Source organism: Paraburkholderia acidiphila, assembly GCF_009789655.1.
Lineage (GTDB): Bacteria > Pseudomonadota > Gammaproteobacteria > Burkholderiales > Burkholderiaceae > Paraburkholderia > Paraburkholderia acidiphila.
Genome location: NZ_CP046912.1, coordinates 276,776 through 296,299 on the forward strand (window position 1 = coordinate 276,776; position 19,524 = coordinate 296,299).

Genomic DNA, 19,524 nt, shown 5'->3' on the forward strand with positions numbered 1-19,524 from the left:
GAAATTTATCATACTGAATTTCATGAAAAATTATCACGTCAATTTCATGCGCGCAACCTGGGTGTAGTGCGCACTGGCGCAGCAGTCCGGCAAACCAAGGTCGCGTGCTTTTGCGCACTTGAAGCTACGGCAGCTTGCGGCGCGCGAGCAGCGCATTCGCGCTCCATTGCAGCGCGCCGCACAGCAGCAGATAAACGAGCCCGACGAACAGGAAGATTTGCGCCGGATACACCAGCAGACGATTGTTGAGCTGATTGGCGAGGAACGTGAATTCCGGCACGCCGACGATATAGGCGAGCGACGTGTCCTTGATCAACGCCACCCACTGATTGACGAACGACGGCATCATCACCCGCACCGCTTGCGGCAGGATGACTTCGCGTAATGCCTGCCAGCGCGTCAAGCCCAGCGAAAGCGCGGCCTGCCGCTGCCCTTCGCCGACCGACGCGATGCCCGCATAGACCGAATGCGAGAGATACGCGCCGCCGATCAGCGCCAGCGCGCACACGACGGTCGCAAGCCCCGGAACGTCGACGTGCAGCAGAATCGGCATCAGGAAGAAGGTCCAGAAAATCAGCATGAGCACGGGTATCGCGCGAAAGAACGCGACACCGGCAGTCAGTGCGAGACGCACGACGCCGCGCGTCATGGCGAGCGCAACGCCAAGCGCGAGGCCGATCAACGCCGCGAGCAGCGCCGACACCACCGAGAGCGCGAGGGTCAGTGCAACGCCGCCCAGCGGTCCCGCCGGAAACGCGCCGAGCAGCAGATAACGCAGTGCAGGCAACCACTCGAATTCGTTCACGCGCGGCCTCGCTGCAAACCACGCAAGCCGCTGCGTTGCCAGAGCACCAGCGCGACCTCGATCACTGCGATGGCCAGCACATAGAAAACGGTGGCCGTGCCGAATGCCTGAAACGTCCTGAAGCTTTCCGTGTCGACCTGTCGCGACATGTACGAGAGCTCCCCCACGCCGATCGCCATCGTCAGCGAAGAGTTCTTTATCACGTTCATGTATTGGCCAGCCAGCGGCGGCGTCGCAATGCGCAACGCCTGAGGGAGGATCACATGGCGCAGGCACGCGTAACGGCTCATGCCGAGCGCCGCGGCCGCGTGCCACTGTGCAGGATTCACGCCGCGCATGCCGGCCAGAAACTCTTCGCCGATAAATGCCGTGGTATAGCAGGTCAGCCCGACCCAGCCCGCGAACAATTCGAAACTCGGCCAGCGCAGCGTAAGCGGCCCGAACGTTGCCAGGTGCGGCGTATTGAGCCAGTTCATCCATCCAGACGGCAGCACGGCCGCCGCGCCAAAATACCAGAACAGCAGTTGAACGAGCAGCGGCGAGTTGCGGAAAACGAACACGTAGAGCGCCGCCCCGCGTGCGACTGCACGGCTACGGGCGGTGCGCGCCACCGCCAGCAGAAAGCCCAGCGGCGTCGCGCACGACGCCGCGCAGGCGGAGAGCATCAACGTAACGAAGAAACCCTGTTCGAGCCACGCGAGATATTTCGGTTCAAGCCAGTTATGCATGAATCGATCGCGGCGCTCAACTGTTCTTTTGCGGGTCGCCGATCTTGAAGAGACGGGGCAGCGGCGCAGCGCTCTTCGGCCCGAACCACTTGTCATAAATCTGCGCGGCTTCGCCGTCGGTTTCCAGATGCGTGAGCGTGCTGTTCACTGCATCGAGCAAACGCGTCTCGCCCTTGGGCACGCCAACGCCTTCGTAATCGTTCGAGATCGTGAACGGGGATATCTCGTAGTTCGCCTTGTCCGGCGCGCGTGCAAGCAGCGCGACGAGCTTCGGACCGTCCTGCGTAATGGCCTGCACATTGCCCGTGCGCAGCGCGGCGAAAGCGAACGGCGTGTCGTCGTAGGCAACGATCGTTGCGTTCGGGAATTTCGCGCGCACCTGCTGCTCGTTGGTCGTGCCTTTGTCTGCGCCAATACGCAGGTCATTGATCTGTTGCTCAGACTTCAGCACCCCCTTCTTCGCAATGAACTGGGTGCCGGAAGCGAAATACGGCGTGCTGAAATCCACTTCCTTCTTGCGATCGTCGGTAATCGTGAAGTTGGCGAACACCAGATCGACCTTGCCCGACTTCAGGAACGCAATGCGATTGGCGGGGTTGGTGGGCTGGATTTCGAGCTTCACGCCAAGGCTTTTGGCCACGGCGCGCGCGTAGTCCACATCGAGCCCGATGATCTGATTGTCTTTCTGATCGACGAAGCCGAACGGCGGGTTGCTGTCGAATGCAGCGACGCGCAATACACCCGCCCGCTTGATATCGTCCAGACGATCCGCATGCGCGGCGGTCGATGCCACCACCAGAAGTGCCGTCAACAGTGCGCCTGGCACGGCGCCCCAGATGCTCTTTTTCATTATCGAGTTTCCTTGCTCTTTTGTTGCCCTTGCGCTGCCGCTGAATATGCGCGCTGGCGAAGTACGCAGCCTATCGGCATGGCGCGCACGAAGGAACCAAGCATTTCTCAGATCGAAAGCGCTGCTGGCGATATGGACCGATAGCACAATCCGGCCGGAGCGGATGCGTTGCTGTATTCGAGGGTTTCTCCGCGTTATAAGCACCGCGATATAGCGACGTAGCCACCCGACGCACTCCACAGGAAGCGGAAGTAATGTTGACGTACACCGCTTCGCAAACGCGACTGGCGTCGCAATTCTTGCTGGGCAAATCGCGTCATTCCGGTAAGGTCGACGATCGCCAATACCATCGATGCGCACTTCTTTCGCGCGTGAAACCTGAATGCGAATACGTTGCGAAGTGCTTACAAATTCAAGGGGTTATCTCCCTTGACCCGGGCACACCGGCTGCTTAGCATCGACGTGGGACTTTGCCTGATGTTCCTCATTGTTGAGTCGATGAGTCGAGTCGATGACTCGGCTTCAGGCCACAGCCATGTTGAGCACAAGGTCCAGTTTGTCTGCACTAGGGGACTTTTATGTCTTACCGCCGCTTGACGTCTCCTGCCGAGACCGCAGAATGGATTATCCTCGTCGGCGCCGCTTTCGCCGTGCTCGGCGGGTGGATACCCTGGATGGGCCACGCGCCTTACTACTTCGTTGCGGGCGTTGCGTTGATCGGCGCTGGCATCCTCATGCTATGGAACCGCTCCGCCGGACTATGGTGGTACTTCGCCATGTTCGCCGCCGCGCTGATCTGGTCGATCTTCAAGGTTGGGCTGGATGGCTGGAGTCTTCTGCCGCGACTCTTCGTGCTCGCCCTCATTGGCATTGGAATAAGCCTCGTCATCCTCATCACCAGCCATTCGACCGCTGGCCGGCCGCTACGTGTAGCGGCAATCGTCACCGCGGTGATCTACGTCGTCGCCATTGCCAGCATGCTCTGGTCCGCCATCGCGTGAGCGCGTTTCGCCGCGAGGCGGGTTTTCACATAGTTGATGATTCAACTGAATAATCAAACGGCAACACATACTGAACATCAAGCGTATTTCCGGATTGGTGCGGTGCGTTTTACCGCAAGCACGCATTCCTCTTACCACGCTTCTTTCACGCATTAGTCGTCCGCCGCCAATTTCAAGCAATCGGAATACTTTCGCACGCTGCGTGTCTTGTTTCGACGGATCATGGGGATATGCCTCCGATGTTCAGACTCATCTTTTTCGGAGTCCATATCGATAACGAGAATGTGAAATTGATACTCCGAAAAATCGGACTACCGGAACAACACAATGCGAAACTCACCCACCGAGACCGCTTTCCTTCCCGACATCGCCTCCCGCGCGAACACGGGGAGTTTTCGTCACGAAATCCGCGTTTGCCGCTCTCTCGCGGACTTCATGAATCTGCGACCTTCCTGGGAAGCCATCTGCGCTGCGTGCCCAGCGTCGCTCCAGTTCACCTACTGCGAACTTTCAGCAACGCGGGCGTTCGCTCGCGGCGCAGTGGTCCATGTCGCGCTGGTCTACCGCGGCGCGGCGCTCGTCGCGCTCTGGCCGCTGCGCGTTGCGCGCGAAGGCGCATGCCGGGTCGCACGCGCACTGGGCTGCGGAAGCAACGAGGAATACGGTGGCCCGCTCGTGGCCGATAGCGGCGAGACGTCCGTCTATGACGCCGCCGTCGAGGCATTGCGCAGCGTCGACGCCGACTTGCTGGAAATCCGCTTCGTCGAGTCCGGGGGCCCCCTTCACGCCGCGCTCTCGTGCGCGTCCCAGTCGTGGGTCCTGCGCGCCCTGCCGGAGCGCTGGCGTCTGCTGTCCGGCTATTGCATGGAGTTGTCCCGCTTCCCCACCTTCGACGCGTTCCTCGCTACGAGACCCGACTCGCTGCGGCGCCCGTTGTGGCGTCTCGCGAGGCGCCTTTCAGAAGATGGCGCAGTCGAATACGGCTGGTGTCAGGACGCCAGCGATGCCCGCGCGGTACTGACCTGGCTGTTTGAAAAAAAGCGCAACTGGGTGCTCGCTCGCGGTCTCGACGCCCCTTATCTGATGCATGACGACGTACGCGATTTCTTCATCGAACTTGCCGGGCGAACAAATCTCGTTACAACGCCTCTGGTTTCGTTCGTCAAGCTGGACGGCGTTGCCATTGCGGCATCCGTCAACCTGGTCGGGCCGCGCAGACTGGAGTATTTCATTACGACCTATGACGAAGCCTACGCCGCCCGCTCCGTGGGCAACCTGCTTGTCGACAGCATGGCGCGGTGGGCGCTCGCGAATGGCCGCGACTTCGACTTCCGGCCATACTTCTCGAGCTACAAGGAGCGCTGGTCAAATCGCAAAGGCTGGTACGAGTCGCATTTCATCGTCCTGACGTGGCGCGGCAGGCTCGTTGAGTTTGCGCTTGCCGCGCAGCAGCTCGGGCGGGTATTTCGCCGGGCGCGCGCGTTCGCCATCGACCCACTGCGGGCGAAGGTCCGCGCCCTCACAGCGGCGCGGTGAATGCCGTGTTCGATCTTTAGTCGTTACGCGGGTTAGCCCAGGCCTTCACATACGCGGGCGCCTCACGCTCCTGCGCAGCAACGTCGGCCACGGGCGGCAATGGTGCGAGCGTGAGCGGCAGCACGCCTGCCCAGACGGGCCGGTTCATGTCCTCTTCGTCGTCCTTCGGGCCGCCCGTGCGGATCTTCGTGACGGACTCCTCGAGCGAAATGCGCATGACCGTGGTCGCCGCCAGCTCCTTGCTGTTGCCCGCGCGCACTTCGTGCCTGCGCCCCGGCGCAATGTGCTCCATGAACGCATCGAGCACGGCGCCCCTGTGCGCCTCGCTCACCACCTCGAATACGCCGTAAATCACCGCGGAACGATAGTTCATCGAATGATTGAACGCAGAGCGCGCGAGCACGAGGCCATCCAGATGCGTAACGGTCACGCAAACCTGCGCGCCTTCGGCGGCGAGGCGCAGCATGCGGCTGCCGTTCGAACCGTGAATGTAGAGATGATCTCGCTCGCGCCAGCATGCGGTGGGAATGCAATGCACGCCGTGCTCGTCGGCGAAGGCGACGTGGCACACGTAGGCTTCGTCAAGAATCGCGTGCAACGTTGCCGCGTCGTAGTGCGCGCGTCGCGCGACCCGGTGCACGCGCGTGCGTGGCGAAGGTGCCGCGCTGGTGTCGGCGGCGGGTTCGTTGACGGCATCGGCGAGGGACATCGTTTGGCTTCCTCTACGGTTCGGGTTGAGATGCCGCCTACGATAGAGAAACCGTGGCCCCATGGGTAGATCCAGACTTCCGCTGAGTTATGGGGCCATGAGATGGCCGAACGGACGTTTTTCGTAGGTAATACATCGTAAACCGTTAAATTCTCAACTTCATCGCCCGCTAATATGCGGCTTTTGAAATTCGTCAGGAAAAAGCTGCAACTTCAGAAAATCTCCTGTACAATCCGGCCTCCTTGATTCCCCGATAGCTCAGTCGGTAGAGCGCCGGACTGTTAATCCGTAGGTCCCTGGTTCGAGCCCAGGTCGGGGAGCCAGACATGCGGGAGTAGCTCAGTTGGTAGAGCGCAACCTTGCCAAGGTTGAGGTCGCGAGTTCGAGACTCGTCTCCCGCTCCAGCACGCAAGCAGGCCATCCGCCTGCGATCAAGCAAAGTCAAGCCAGCAAGTCAGCGCGCTTGCCCTCGCCTCGCGGTAGTGAGAACCGGAAGCACGCCCCATGCCTTCCGGCGCCACGGCAAAATAACTTTCCATTCCGAAACGATTCGAAATGAATCGCCGCGCAACCCTCTCGCACGTCCGCTCTCCCCAATGGGCGCACGCATCGCTGCTGGTGTTGTAAATCATCACACCCGCTATACAAGCGTATGATTCCGCCGGGCGCATTCCGTCATTACTATCAGCGCTGTCGACCCGCGCTGTGGTTCTGTGCCATCGCGCCGTTGCTGTCCAGGAGATCATGCGTGTCCGCCGCTCATCACGTCTGTGTGGTCGACGACGATCAGTCAGTTCGGCTTGCACTTGCCAGCTTGCTTCGTTCGCTCGGCTATGAAGTCGAAACCTTCGAATCGGGGAATGACCTCCTGCGATGGCTTGCGCACCATCGCACCGCGTGCGTCGTCTCCGATCTCCAGATGCCCGGCATGTCCGGCCTTCAAATGTTCGAGGGGATGATCGACATGGGCGTCGACGCGCCGTTCGTGCTGGTCACGGCGTATCCCACCGCGGAAGCCGAGGCGCGGGCCCTGTCGATCGGCGTACGCGCGTTCCTCACCAAACCGGTCAGCGCCCAGGCACTGGCCATGCACGTCAGGCAGGCGGTGAATCGGGCCGACTAATGCTCGAGCGCGACGTTTCCCCCGGCGCTGCAAACGCCGCGGCCAGCGAAAAAACAAAGCGCGCGCCATACGGCGTGTTGGGCTCGAATTGCAGCGTGCCGCCATGCCGCTCGACAATCGAACGGCAGATCGACAAGCCCAGACCCATGCCCGTCGCCTTGGTCGTCACGAACGGCTCGAACAGCGAACCCTCGACGCAGGCTTGCAAGCCGTGTCCCGAGTCGGCCACCGTGATTTCGGCCCGCCCGCCGTCCACATGGCGGCTGGAGAGTTCGAGCACCCGGGCGCGCGAGTCGACGCTGGCCATCGCCTCCACGGCGTTGACAATGAGATTGAGCGCGACCTGCTGAATCTGCACGCGGTCGCCCTTGACGAAAAACCCCGGCACGATGACGTTCACGACTTCGACGTGGTGATGCTCGACTTCCGCGCCCGCCAGCAGCAGCGCTTCGGCAACCGCGCTCCTCAGGTCGAACACGGTTAGCGTGGGCGGCGCGTTCTTCGCCAACTCGCGTATGCCGTGGATGATGCTCGACGCACGCAGGCTCTCGCCCGCCACCAGCGTGAGCATCTTGCGCGCCTCCTCGAGCGCGGGCGGCTCGCGCTCGAGCCAGTGCCCGGCCGCCGAGGCCGACGAATGAATCGCGCTCATGGGCTGACTGATTTCGTGCGCAATGGATGCCACCAGCTGGCCCATGGTCGTGAGGCGCGACACGCGCGCAAGCTCCGCCATGGCGTTGCGCAGCGCTTCCTCCGTGTGCGCAATGCGCTGGTTCTGCTCGACGAGATCCTGGTAGAGGCGCGCGTTTTCGAGCGCGATGGCCGCCTGTGCGCCGAGCACCGAAAGTACCGCGATCTTGTCTTCGGTGAATGCGCTTTCGCTAAGCCGGTTCTCCAGAAAGATCACGCCCACCAGGCCGCCTTGCTTGAGCAGCGGCAGGCAGAGCACCGACTTCGCCTGGGTCCTTCGCACATAGTCGTCGCGCGTATACCCGCCCTCGGTCGCGGCGCTGCCCAGCGCGAGCGGCTGCCCCGTGCGGATCGCCGTGCGCACCAGCGTAAGCGGCAGGTCCTCGCTCGAAATCTCGCGCCGCACGACATTGACTTCGGCGAGTTCGGCGCGCGTCACGGCTTCGGCGTGAATCTGCAAGACGCCCTTGTGGTTCAGCGCGAGCACGCAACGCTGGGCGCCCGCGTGCTCGAGCGTCACGAGCGCGAGCGTTTCGATCAGACGGCTCAGCACGATCTCGCTGGACAGCGCACTCGAAGCCTTGATGATCGCGGCAATATCGAGTTGCTGCGAGGGGTAGTCGAAAGCCGGCATCGGCGCGCCGGCCGACGGCTCCGTTTTGATCCCTCGCTCGGTCATGGCGCGCACCTTGGCATTCGCGCCCCACCATGCATACGCATGCGAGGCATCGCGCAAGTAGGCGTCGGCAATCGCGCCGCGCCCTTGCTGACGATGAAAGCCCGCCGCGAGTTCGCACGCCAGCGCCTCGACATGAAGAATGCGCCGCTCGTGAGCGTGCCGAATGGCCTTGTTGTAAAGGTGCTCCGCTTCGCGGGCGCGGCCGTCGAGCCGCGCGACTTCGGCGTCGACGAGCGCGGCCCGCCCCATGAGATTCGCGGGGCCGACATGCGCCCATGCGGCCAGCGCCGCGCAATGCGCGTCGAGCGCTTCGCGGTGAGCCGCCTGTTCGTGCGCCGTCGCTGCCGTTTCGCACAGCTTCGCTCGCGTGAGTGCGCCAAAGAAGCGATATTCGATCAATTCGAGGAACATTCTCGACGCGCCGATCGATCGCCTCGCCGCCACCTCCGCCTCGAGCGCCGCTTCGAAATCGCCGGAAATAAAGCTCGCCTGCAGCGTGCACGTCCAGTAGGCAAAGCCGACGCTCGTGTTGTTAGCACGCACCGCGTCGATGTCGCGCCGGTATTCCTCGTCGCCGGTCTGATCGGCCGCGTCGCGCCGCCCCGCATCGCCGAGTTGCTCGACTAGCTGGATCTGCGCGCGGAAAACACCCGAATACAGAAAGAAGCGCGACAGCCTCGCGACGTTCAGGCCGTTCTTCGCCTCCGCCATGACTTCGTCCAACGGCCGGCCCGCGAGCAGCAGCACGCTGGCTACATTGCGCGCGCCCGATACGTCGAACACCAGGTCGCCGTCCGCTTTCGCCACCTGCTTCGCTTGCTCGATATAGGGCATGGCGTCCTGGGCGGGCCGGCTCCAGGGAATCACGAGACTGCCAAAGCGCATGTAGATGCGCGCCTTGTAGCGCGAGCGCTTGCAGCGATCGACCACGTCGACGGCCAGTTGCGCGAACTCGTAGCCTGTCCTGTAGTCGCCGTAGCGCTCAGCGAACACGAGATTCAGACAAACGAAGCCATATGCCGCGGAATCGGAAAGACCGTGCCGCAAACTCAGCAAGGTCAGGTTCAGCAAAATCACGTCGAGCAGATTGGCGTTGAAAAACAGCGCAGGCGGAATGAGATCGGCAAGCACATCGAGCGCGCAGCGCCACACCGGGTCTTCGACCCAAGCGTTTTCGGCAAGCTGCGCAACCGATCGTTCGCCCAGTTCGCGACGCAATTGCCCGTAAAGGCGATCGACCTCGCTGTCCGAAGGACGCTCTTCGATATTGACGCCGAGCCGCACCAGAAAATCGAGCCCCGTGGTGATTGCCTGGATCTGCCGGTTCTGGGCGGTTTGCAGGCTCGCCGTCAAGCGCGTCAACTCCGCGCGCAACGCCATGCTCACCGGCTTGCGCCCGAGCGCCACGAGCCGTGCCTCGGCGGGCGCGAGCGTGCCGATCAGGCATTCCACGTCGGCGCGATGAAACTCTGTCCACTGCGCCGTGTCTTCGTCCGTGCTTTCGTCGATCAGCGCCGCCGCCGTTTCGAAATAGACCAGCGCCGACGTATATGCGGTCGCCGCCTTCGCGCGTTCCCCCGCGAGCAGATTGAGGTAGGCAAAGCGCTTGCGCTCCTCCAGCGAAACGATCCGCGAAGCCCCGCGATTGATCTGATTCGCAACGACGAAAATCTCGTCGCTCGGCTCGTCCTCGCGCAAGCGCATGGCGAGCCTGCGTCCGATGTCGAGGTGCAGCGCCGCCTGTTCGCTTTCGCCCATCGACGCGTAGGCGGCTTCGCGAATGCGGTCGTGCGTAAAGCGCAGCATGTCCGCGTCGCGGTCGATCAGCGAAGCATTGATCGCCTCGCGCAGGCTGGCCTCCAGCCCATGCTTCGTGAGGCTTGCTGCCGCCGCGAGATCCGCGCTCTTCGCAGCGCCTCCGAGACTGGCAAAGACCTGCAATGCGTAGCGCGCGGCCTCGCCGAGGCGTGCGAAGCGCAGCAGCATGAGGTCCGCCACGTTGTCCGAATACAGCTTGGCGCGAATGCGATCGACGTCCCGCAGGCGCAACGCGCCCTTTTCCTCGAACTCAATCAGCCCTTCGCTCGCGAGTTCCGCGGCCAGTTGAATCGTGAAAAACGGATTGCCGCCCGTCTTCTCCCTAATGATGTCGACGACCGGCAACGACGCGTCGAGCTTGCAGCCCAGCGTATCGCCAACGAGGCGCGCCATGTCGCCGCGTTCGAGCGGCTCGACGGCAATCATCTGGTGGCGGTCTTTCGCCTCGGCAATCAGCCGGGCGAGCGCGTGCCCCGGTGTCACTTCGTTGCTGCGAAACGCCGCAATGAGCATGACATGCGAGAGTTCGCCGTCGCGGGTCAGATAGTCGAGCACCGTTAGCGTGCCTTCGTCGACCCATTGCATGTCGTCGAAGAACAGCACGAGCGGGCGCGCGGGCTGCAACACCCCTTTGAGCAGATCGGCGATCGTGCGCAAATAGAGCGCTCTGTCGACGTTGAATTGCGCTTCGTCGTCGCTCGACAGATCGCCCAATATCAGTTTCAGGTCGGGCAGGAGGCCGTAGAGAATTTCCGCGCGCTCGCCCATGCGCGCGCACAGGCGTGTGCGCGTCGCGGTAAAGCTCGCGTCTTCCTGACCGAGGATCGGGCGAATGAGCCGCTCGAGCGCGCGGGCCAGCGCGCCATAGGGTTGGGTCGAATCGAGCTGTTCGCACACGCCCCGCGCATACGAGATCGACGTGGTGCCGATTGCGCTCGCCCATTGATCGACCAGCGCGGACTTTCCGCTGCCCGAATAGCCGGCGACGAACACCAGTTCGACCGCGCCGCTCGTGCTCACGCGGCGCAAGGTTGCGTCGAGCGCGTCCAGCTGGCCGCGGCGGCCATAGAGCGCCCCGGCGTGGCGGCTGATCGCGACACTCGCGTGGAGGTCCAGCGGAAACGCGGCGGCAGCGTGGCGCTCGGTTCCGGCATTCAGGCACCGCGTCAAATCGGCCTGCAGCCCCGCCGCCGACTGGTAGCGGTCGTTGGGATTCTTGGCGAGCAGTTTCATGACGATCGCTTCGACCTGGCGCGGCAAGCCAAGCGCATAGGCGGAAGGACGCATGGGCTGCTTGGCGAGCTGCGCATGCGCGAGCGCCATTCTGTCGACACCCGTGAACGGCAGCACGCCGGTGAGCATTTCGTAGAACAGGCAGCCCAGCGAATAGAGGTCGGCGCGAGCGTCGAGCATCCGCTCCATGCGCCCGCAAAGCTCCGGCGCCATGTATTCGATCGACCCGCTGCAGGCGCGATGCAGATTCGCTTCACGATCCGAACGATCGGCCATCATCGCGCGGCCAAAGCCAAGCAGGCACGCCGACTCGTCGGCATTGTCGAGCAGAATATGCTCGGGATTCAGGTCGCAGTGGATCAACCCGGCTTCATGCAGCGATTCCACGGCGGCGGCTATCGCAATCGCGGCGCGCAGAAAGCGTTCGAGCTTTGGCGGCGAACGCCAGCGCGCACGCAGAAGCGTGCCGCCGGGGTCGCGCAACGCCAGCGCGAAGCAGCCGTTTTCCCGCAATAGCGCGTGAGGCCTTGCCGCCCACGGCGCCGCAAGACGCGCGCGCAAAGCATAGGCGTGTTCCAGCTGCGCGCGCCGCTCATGCTCCTTCGGGCCGTCCTCCATCACCACAAACAGCGCGCGTGCGCCTTCCTTGTTCACACCGCGATAGAGCGCCGGAGGCCCCGCGACCAGTTGCGTGACATCGTAGTCGGCCAGCTGGTCGAGAATGGGCACGGAATGGCTCATGCGGCCATCCCGTTCGCACGAGCCGCGACAGCGCCTTCGGCGCCGCTTCCCGCTGCGCGAAGCTCGAAGCAGAACGTCGCGCCCCCGTCCTGATTGTTGAACGCCCAGATCGACCCGCGATGTTCCTCGATGATCGAGCGGCAAATGGACAGGCCCAGCCCCATGCCATCCGATTTCGTCGTGAAGAACGGCTCGAATAGCCGGTCCACGATCTCGGCGGCGATCCCCGTGCCCGAATCGCACACGCACACGCGCACGGCGTCCTCGCCTGCGAGTTCAGCCGAGATTTTCAGGACCCGCGTGCTGCCCGGGCACTTCAGGATCGAATGCATGCCATTGAAGATCAGGTTCATGACCACCTGCTGAATCTGGATCTTGTCGGCGGCCACCTTGGGCAACCTGTCTTCCGACACGACACGCAGGCGAATCGTGTTTTTTTCCATTTCCTGCCGGACGAGCGCAACCACTTCACTGACGGTTTGCGTCAAATCGATCGCGGCTCGATTCGGGCGCTCCTTGCGCGCGAGCGCGCGCAGGCGGTTGATCACTTGGCTCGCGCGGTCCGCGTCGCTCACGATGCGCGCGAGATTGTTGCGCGCTTCGGCCACCGAAGGCACGGCGCGGTCGAGCCAGCGCATCCCCGCCTCGCCGTGCGTGATGATCGCCATGAGCGGCTGCTTGAGGTCGTGCGCGAGCGACGCTGTCAATTCGCCCAGCGTCGACACGCGCGTCACGTGCGTGAGTTCCGCCTGCGCACGCAGCAGCGCATTTTGCGCCTGGTGAATTTCGGTCATGTCCGCAAGCGCGCCGACGTACTCGACGGCCCGGCTGGCTGACGCAATCGGGCTTGCCACCATGCGCAGATACTTCACCGTGCCCGCTTCCACGCGCACGCGATACTCGGCCTCGATAATCGACGCACCCGCCTCCGCCTCGCGCAGCGCGCGCCTCACCTGATCGACGTCGTCGGGATGAATGCGCTCCAGCATGAGGTCCAGATGCGGCTGCCCGGGCGCTTCCATTTCGAGGATCCGGTACGTTTGCGCGGAGCACGTCATGTCGCGCGATTCGACGTTCCAGCCAATACTGCCGATATTGCTCAGGCGCTGGGCTTCGGAGAGATACATCTCGCCGCGCCGCAAGGCGTCTTCGAACGCGCGCCGGTCCGTGACATCGATCGTCGCGCCGATATACTCGCGCGCGCCGCTCTCGTCGCTCGACCACGGGCGGAAAATCACCTGCAAGCGGCGCACGCTGCCGTCGCGCCGCCGCGTCGAGAACTCGTGGCTGTGCATGCCGTCTTCGCAAATCGCGTTGACGAAGACCTCCTTGAAACGCAGCCGGTCTTCCTCCAGCACACACTCGAGGCACATTTCGATGGTTGGCCGCTCGCAGGTGATGTCCACGCCCCACAGCTCGTAATTCTCGCGCGACCACAGCAATCGCCCCGAGGTCGTATTCCAGATCCACGTGCCGGTCTTGCTGATGCGCTGGCCCTCTTCGAGGAACGCCTCGCTGCGCCTGAGCCGTGCTTCGGTCTGGCGGCGCTCGACGTTCTCGCGCTTGAGCGCGGAATAGAGCCGCGCGTTCTCGATGGAAATGGCGGCCTGGGCGGCGAGCATGTTCATCAGGTTGATGCGCGCGACATCGAACACATACGGGGTGACGCCGTTCTCCATATACAGCACGCCAACGAGCCCCGCATGGCGCAACAACGGCAGGCAGAGCAGCGAACGGCAGCGGCCCGTGCTGAGGTAGCGATCGTCGCGGAAGTCGTTAGGCTCCGCGCCGTCGTCGATAACGACATTCTCGTGCACCCGCATCACATGTCGAATCACGGTGAGCGGCACCTCGGACTCGCACAGGCCCATGTCGCTGGCTTCCACCGTAATGCCGTTCTCCCTGGAACCGGCCTGGGCCACGATACGAAAGCTCTCGCCCGACCACAGAATGAGCAGCGCGCGTTGCGCGCCGCTGTGGCGCACGGCGATATGCATGAACGCTTGCACCAGCTTGTCGAGGTCGATCTCGCTTGAAACGGCCTGGGACAACTGGACCATCGCGGCGACGTCGACCGTGCCCTGTGGCGCCGCGTGAGCGCCCGGGCCGCGCGCGGCGGGTGCATTGTCACGCAGATGGTGAAAGGCCTGCTCGAGGCTGCGCACCTTGGCGTCGGCGCCCCAGCGCGCATAAGCGTCGCGAGCCGAGCGCAGGCACGACTGGGCCACCGAAGTCAAACCGCGTTGCTGGTAAAAGTGAGCCGAACATTCGCGCGCCATCGCCTCGTAATGCGGCTGCCCGTTCTCGCGCGCCAGTTCGATCGCGCGCTCGTATTCCTGCTGCGCCTGCACGTAATCGCCCACGAGACGCGCATATTCGGCCATGACGAGCGCACAGCGGCTGCCGAAGTTCTCGGGCGCGCTATGCGCCCACGCTTTGAGCCGCTCGATGGCGCCGATGAGTTCGCGCTCCATCAATTCGCGCGCGGCTTCCTGGCCAGCTTCCTGCCGCACTTCGTCGATCACGCGCACGAGCGCAAGCGCGCGCAAGCAGTAATACGTCACCTCGATCGGCATGGCCATGACCGCGCCAAGCAACGGTTCGGTCTCTCGCGCACGCGCAATCGTGGCGGCGAAGCGGCCGTGCAGGAAGTCCAGCTTCATTTCCATGATCGCCGCATAGGCGATACCGCAGCCGAACTGGCTCTCGCGCACGAACGAAACGAGTGCTTCGTGCGTGGATGCGATGCCCTGGTCCGCTGCATCGACGCCCTGCAAGCGCAGCAGGAACATCAATTCGAGTTCGATCGTGACGCTAATCGTCTTGTTGCGCAGCTCGTTCGCAAAGCGCAGATTCTCGCGGCACAGGTTAGTCACCTCATTGAGGTGCTCGCCGCGTTCATAGGCCTGCCAGATGCTCTCGAACGCGATATAGCCCGCGTAGATGAAGTCGCCCGCTTCCACGCACTGGCTCATCGCGCGGCCCAGCACCGGAATCGCCGCGCGAAATGGCCGCCGCCAGATCAGGATGTGGTCGCCGTGCAGGTGCAGTAGCGTGCCGGTCAAACGCGGCTCGCCATAACGCTCGTTCACCGCGAGCGCAAGCTCCGAAAAGCGCAGGGCGAGATCGAAGTCGCGCGTGGTCCCGACCAGCAGCAGCGCGTAGATGGCGTAGACATAGCCCGCCAGCCGCGTGTTGCCGTGCGCGAGACACAGTTCGGCGGCCTTGAGAACGAGAATCGGGAACAACTTCTGCACGCCGATATACGCACTCGGAATCGCGTCGATGATGAGGCCGATCACGGCCTCGTGCATGGGGTCGTCGAGGCAGCCGCGCGAAAGGAGCGCGGCGACCTGGTGCGGCGGGCACACCTCACGCAACGCCGCGAGCTTGTGCGCGACCAGCGCATCGTCGATGCCTTCGCCCTGCACCTCGACGTTCAGCAGCGAAAGCGCCCTGAGCGTCGTGTCCACCGCCAGCCGATAGTCGCCCGACGCCTGGTGAATGCGGATTTCCATGCGCAACGCGTGAGCGCGTTTGAGCAGTCCACCCGCGCAGCCGCACGCTTTACGCGCCGTTTCCAGCGCCTGGCTGAAATCGCCCGTGAGGTACTCGCATTCCGCCATGTCGAGCAGCAGCCGGAATACGTCGATACGCGCCTCGCTCACGCCGTACTGCACGATGAGCTTTTCCGCCTGGGCGAAATACTCGCGGGCGGAGCTCCACGCGGCCGCCGCTTTCGCCGCGTTGCCCGCCAGCACATCGAGTTCGGCAAGCCGCGTGCGGTCGGGCTGCGAAAGAATACGCTGCGCGCGGTTCAGGTGGCCGACCACCTCGAACACTTCCGCCGTATTCGGCGCCGTTGGCATGGCAAACAGCAGGTTAGTGCCGATCTGCGCGTGCGCGAGTTCACGCGCGGTTTCGCCGAGCATCGCATACGAAGCCTCCTGCACACGGTCGTGCGCGAAGCGGTAGGCCTCTCCCTTGCTCGACACGAGGCCCGCCGTCTGCGCCTCGCGCATCGTCGCCAGCACGCGGCGGCTATCGGTGCCGAGCACGCGGGCGAGCGCCCCCACGCGCGCCGTTCCCCCTACGCACGCGAAGACCGCCAGAACATGCTTCGTTTCGTCGTTCAGGCGCGTGAGACGCAGCGTGAGCAAATCGACCACGTTGTCGGTGTAGCCCTTGTCGCGAATCTTGTCGATGTCCCACGTCCAGCCCACACCGTATGAGTCCGGCACGATGAGCCGGTCCTGCATCAATTCGCGCAGGAACTCGATCGTGAAGAACGGATTGCCGCCCGTCCTTTCGAACATCACCGCAGCGAGCGGCGCCACGGCCTCGGGCGGCTCGACCAGTGTCTCGGCGATCAGCGTCACGATGTCCGCGAGCGTGAGCGGCAACAGGCCGATCTTTTCGGTCACCTTCCTGCCGAAGAGAATGCCGTTGAGCCGTTCGCTCGCCACCCGCGAGCGGCCCAGATCGATGCTGCGGTGTGCGAGCACGAGCAGCAGGTGCTTCAGTTCGGCATCGGTTGCAAGGCCATCGATGATTTCCAGCGTACCGGAATCGAGCCATTGCACGTCGTCCAGAAAGAGCACGAGCGGTCGCTGCTTGTCAGAAAACAGCATGAGAAAGCGCTTGACGACCAGCAGAAAGCGGTTGGTCGCTTCCTGCGGCGGCAAGGTTTCGATTGCGGGCTGCGCCCCGACCATGGCGCCGATCTCCGGCACCAGATTGACGATCAGCTGGCCGCTCTTGCCCACGGCTTCTTCGAAGCGCCCCTTCCAGAGTGCGATTTCCGGGCCTGTCTTTCTGAGGAGCGGACGCACGAGCCCGCGCAGCACCTGGACAAACGCCGCGTACGGCACATTGTCGTTGTACTGATCGAATTTGCCGAGCGTGAAATGAACGCCGGCCGAACCGATCGTGCGCTTGAATTCCTCGATGAAAAACGTCTTGCCGACACCGGGCTCGCCCTCGACGATCACCGCCATGGCGTCGCCGGACTGGCGCACACGTTCCAGCGCGCCGTGCAGCTGTTCGAGTTCGCGCTGCCGCCCATACGCGCGCACAGGAAACACGGCCTGCAATTGACGATCGCTCCGGCCGAGCAGCGCGGGTGAAATCTGCGCGCCGTGGCTCAATTCATCGAGACAGAGCTGCAGGTCGGCCTCGACGCCCGCGGCACTTTGATAGCGGTCGCCGGCGGCTTTCGCCAGCAACTTGTTGATGACGAATTCGATCTCGGGACGGATGTCGGGCACGAGACCGCGCAACGGCCGCGGCGTGCTCACGAGATGCGAATAGACCCATTCCTCGCGCTCGCGCGCATCGAACGGCATTTGCCCGCTGAGCAGCTGATAGAGCAGCACACCGAGCGCATACAGGTCGCTGCGCGGATCGTTACGCTGGCTCACGGCGCTGGTGCGCTCGGGCGCGAGATACGGCAGATGGCTCACGGGCACGACGCCGATTTCGCCGCCCGTATGGTTGCCCTCGATACCGCAAGCGCTGCCGAAGCCCGTGATCCACACGCGCTGTTCCCGATCCACGAACAGGTTGGAGGGGCTCAGATTATGATGGACGAGCCCATGCGCGTGCATGCCCTTGAGCGCCGATGCCAGCGACACCGCGAGCGAAAGAAAGCGGCGCGGCGAGCGGCGTTGCGCCATCTCGCCGCTGAGCGATACGCCGTCGCAATTGTGCAGCGTGAGCAGAAACTGGCCGCCCGAGCGCAACAGCTCGCGCGGACGAATGCCCCATTGGGCGTCGATCGCGTCGCGCAGGCCGTATTCTTTCTCGAACGACGCGAGGAGTTCGCGCGACGCGCGCGCCTCGAACGGCGCTTTCACGATGAGCGGCTGATCGCACGCGTCGGTGCTCACGCGGTAGATCACCAGGTCGCCTTCGCGATGGAGCCGTTGCGCGCGGGTGATGCGCCCGTGAATCTCCGCGGCGCCTGTAGCATCCCAACCCGGGATATCGGCGATCGCGTGCCGGCCCGCATTAGCTGCCATGCTTCTCCCCATCCATATCGTGCCGGCGCACCCTCATTTGCGCGCGTGCCCCGCGGCGCCGATGATCTCCATCTTCCTCACGAGGTCGGCGACCGACTGCGCTTCGAGCTTGCGCATGGCGGAGCTGCGGTGAATCTTGATCGTGATCTCGCTCAGCTTCAACTCACCCGCAATCTGCTTGTTCAGAAGGCCCTCCACCACGTACGACACGACCTCGCGCTCACGCGCGGTCAACTGATCGTAGCGCGCGATCAGCGTCGCCTCCGAGCGGGCGCGTTCGCGCCATACGGCATGGCGCGCGATGGCGGTCGTTACGGCGTCGATCACGCGTTGCTCGCGCACGGGCTTGGTGAGAAAGTCGATCGCCCCCGCCTTCATGGCGCGCACCGACATTTCAATGTCGCCGTGCGCCGTCATGAATATAATCGGCATGTCCACTTCGTAGCGATGCGCACTCTGCTGAAAGGTCAGTCCGCTCTCGCCGCGCAGGCGCACGTCGAGCAGCAAACAGCCCGGCACGTCCTCTTTCGGCGCCAGCAGGAATGCGTCGATGCGCGTGAACGTGCGCGTGGCGAAGCCGGACGAGCGCAGCAGGCTGGAAAGCGCCGCGCAAATCGACTCGTCGTCGTCGATCACGTAGACGACCGCCCCCTCCACCCCTGGCGCAATCCGAACCGCGTTTTTCTCCATTACCGTTCCCCTGCAGCCATGCACGTTATCTCCGGCGCATCGTTCAACCATCGCGGCGAGGCGGATCGGCTATCGACCCGGCATCGCCTTCGATCTGCAGCGTCCGGATTTTTCGCACCAGGTCCGCCGTCGTGCGCGCGGCAAGTTTCTTCATTGCTCGCGCGCGGTAAATCTTCACGGTCATCTCGCTGAGTTCCAGCTTGCTTGCCGCCGCCTTGTTCATATACCCCGCCGCCACGAGCACGGCGATATCGCGCTCTCGCGGCGTCAAGGTCGAAAACTGCTCCCTGAGCGTGCTCGACTGGCTCAGCTTCGCCAAACGCGCCGCGTCGCGCTGCAACGCTTCGGTCACGGACTCGATCATGTCCTGCTCGCGAAACGGCTTGGTCAAAAAGTTGACGGCGCCGCCTTTCATGGCGCGCACCGACATTTCGATATCGCCATATCCGCTCATGAAAATAATCGGCATGACGATTTCATTTTCCGCCGCCCACTCCTGAAACTCGAGACCGCTTTCGCCTTTCAATCGCACATCGAGTATCAGGCAGCTCGGAATAGCGGTCTGCACGCGCTCGCAAAACTGCGCCGTGGACGGGAAGGTCTCGACGTGGAATCCCACCGATTCGAGCAGGCTCTGGAGTCCTTCCCTGAGCTTTTCGTCGTCGTCGACGACAAAGACTTTCGATGCGGCGTCAGGCGCGCAAGCTCGGCTCGCCTCCACAGACCCGCGCTCGCCACGCTCGCTCTCGATTTGGTGCATGCCAGACTCCACCGGTTGCTGATTTCAGGCGTCAACCCAAAGGGAATGCCGCGCGCGAGGCGCGCGTTTGCGCAATGATTGTGTAAGCGTTGTGTGCTCGGCGAGGGGTCGTGCGGTGGGTGAACCCTCATATCCCTCTTG

The 19,524-nt window shown here is 63.4% G+C and carries 11 protein-coding genes and 2 tRNA genes; 5 read left to right on the plus strand and 8 right to left on the minus strand.

The features are described from left to right. Positions 1 to 124: 124 nt before the first annotated feature. From FAZ97_RS31460 to FAZ97_RS31470, 3 genes are read right to left on the minus strand one after another with little or no spacing between them, the layout of a single operon-like run. On the minus strand, positions 125 to 805 hold the full coding sequence (locus tag FAZ97_RS31460) for an amino acid ABC transporter permease (RefSeq protein ID WP_158762691.1): 681 nt from the start codon (positions 803 to 805) through the stop codon (positions 125 to 127). Then, on the minus strand, positions 802 to 1,533 hold the full coding sequence (locus tag FAZ97_RS31465; protein ID WP_158762692.1) for an amino acid ABC transporter permease: 732 nt from the start codon (positions 1,531 to 1,533) through the stop codon (positions 802 to 804). The genes FAZ97_RS31460 and FAZ97_RS31465 overlap by 4 nt, the downstream gene beginning before the upstream one ends. Before the next feature lie 16 nt (positions 1,534 to 1,549). After that, positions 1,550 to 2,383: an ABC transporter substrate-binding protein gene (locus FAZ97_RS31470; protein WP_158762693.1), complete on the minus strand. Its 834-nt coding sequence runs from the start codon at positions 2,381 to 2,383 to the stop codon at positions 1,550 to 1,552. Positions 2,384 to 2,961: 578 nt separating this feature from the next. On the opposite strand from FAZ97_RS31470, the gene FAZ97_RS31475 reads away from it, so the two are divergent. Further along, positions 2,962 to 3,384, plus strand: a complete 423-nt coding sequence (locus FAZ97_RS31475; protein WP_158762694.1) for a hypothetical protein — start codon at positions 2,962 to 2,964, stop codon at positions 3,382 to 3,384. A 675-nt stretch (positions 3,385 to 4,059) separates the two neighbouring features. After that, positions 4,060 to 4,920: a GNAT family N-acetyltransferase gene (locus tag FAZ97_RS31480; protein WP_158762695.1), complete on the plus strand. Its 861-nt coding sequence runs from the start codon at positions 4,060 to 4,062 to the stop codon at positions 4,918 to 4,920. 16 nt (positions 4,921 to 4,936) lie between these two features. Here the strand turns inward: FAZ97_RS31480 and FAZ97_RS31485 are convergent, their stop codons facing one another. Next, positions 4,937 to 5,692, minus strand: coding sequence for a pyridoxamine 5'-phosphate oxidase family protein (locus FAZ97_RS31485; RefSeq protein ID WP_407671945.1), 756 nt, complete (start codon positions 5,690 to 5,692; stop codon positions 4,937 to 4,939). Positions 5,693 to 5,876: 184 nt separating this feature from the next. Here FAZ97_RS31485 and FAZ97_RS31490 point away from each other — a divergent pair. The 3 genes from FAZ97_RS31490 (at position 5,877) to FAZ97_RS31500 (ending at position 6,752) form a co-directional block, all read left to right on the plus strand. Continuing rightward, positions 5,877 to 5,952, plus strand: a tRNA-Asn gene (locus tag FAZ97_RS31490). Positions 5,953 to 5,957: 5 nt separating this feature from the next. Continuing rightward, positions 5,958 to 6,033: transfer RNA gene (locus tag FAZ97_RS31495), tRNA-Gly, on the plus strand. 344 nt (positions 6,034 to 6,377) lie between these two features. Beyond that, a complete protein-coding gene (locus tag FAZ97_RS31500; RefSeq protein WP_158762697.1) occupies positions 6,378 to 6,752 on the plus strand; it encodes a response regulator in 375 nt (124 codons plus the stop codon). Here FAZ97_RS31500 and FAZ97_RS31505 read toward each other — a convergent pair. Genes FAZ97_RS31505 through FAZ97_RS31520 form a run of 4 tightly spaced genes read right to left on the minus strand, consistent with a single transcriptional unit; the run spans position 6,724 to position 19,383 of the window. Then, a complete protein-coding gene (locus FAZ97_RS31505) occupies positions 6,724 to 11,913 on the minus strand; it encodes a trifunctional serine/threonine-protein kinase/ATP-binding protein/sensor histidine kinase (RefSeq protein WP_158762698.1) in 5,190 nt (1,729 codons plus the stop codon). The genes FAZ97_RS31500 and FAZ97_RS31505 overlap by 29 nt on opposite strands. Beyond that, entirely contained in the window at positions 11,910 to 17,933 is a 6,024-nt protein-coding gene (locus FAZ97_RS31510) for an AAA family ATPase (protein WP_158762699.1), read from the minus strand. Before FAZ97_RS31510 ends, FAZ97_RS31505 begins: the two co-directional genes overlap by 4 nt. A gap of 33 nt (positions 17,934 to 17,966) precedes the next feature. Beyond that, the gene (locus FAZ97_RS31515) at positions 17,967 to 18,623 is read right to left on the minus strand and encodes a response regulator transcription factor (RefSeq protein ID WP_158762700.1); all 657 of its coding nucleotides are present in this window, start codon (positions 18,621 to 18,623) and stop codon (positions 17,967 to 17,969) included. Positions 18,624 to 18,666: 43 nt separating this feature from the next. Further along, positions 18,667 to 19,383 carry a response regulator transcription factor gene (locus FAZ97_RS31520; RefSeq protein WP_158762701.1) on the minus strand — a complete coding sequence of 239 codons (717 nt, stop codon included), beginning with the start codon at positions 19,381 to 19,383 and terminating at the stop codon, positions 18,667 to 18,669. Positions 19,384 to 19,524: the final 141 nt, after the last annotated feature.

Bases quoted from the DNA above. Each gene is read 5' to 3' on its own strand.
- FAZ97_RS31510 (WP_158762699.1), bottom strand. From the start codon at position 17,933: ATGGCAGCTAATGCGGGCCGGCACGCGATCGCCGATATCCCGGGTTGG.
- FAZ97_RS31475 (WP_158762694.1), top strand. From the start codon at position 2,962: ATGTCTTACCGCCGCTTGACGTCTCCTGCCGAGACCGCAGAATGGATT.
- FAZ97_RS31485 (WP_407671945.1), bottom strand. From the start codon at position 5,692: ATGGGGCCACGGTTTCTCTATCGTAGGCGGCATCTCAACCCGAACCGT.
- FAZ97_RS31470 (WP_158762693.1), bottom strand. From the start codon at position 2,383: ATGAAAAAGAGCATCTGGGGCGCCGTGCCAGGCGCACTGTTGACGGCA.
- FAZ97_RS31515 (WP_158762700.1), bottom strand. From the start codon at position 18,623: ATGGAGAAAAACGCGGTTCGGATTGCGCCAGGGGTGGAGGGGGCGGTC.
- FAZ97_RS31505 (WP_158762698.1), bottom strand. From the start codon at position 11,913: ATGAGCCATTCCGTGCCCATTCTCGACCAGCTGGCCGACTACGATGTC.
- FAZ97_RS31465 (WP_158762692.1), bottom strand. From the start codon at position 1,533: ATGCATAACTGGCTTGAACCGAAATATCTCGCGTGGCTCGAACAGGGT.
- FAZ97_RS31520 (WP_158762701.1), bottom strand. From the start codon at position 19,383: ATGCACCAAATCGAGAGCGAGCGTGGCGAGCGCGGGTCTGTGGAGGCG.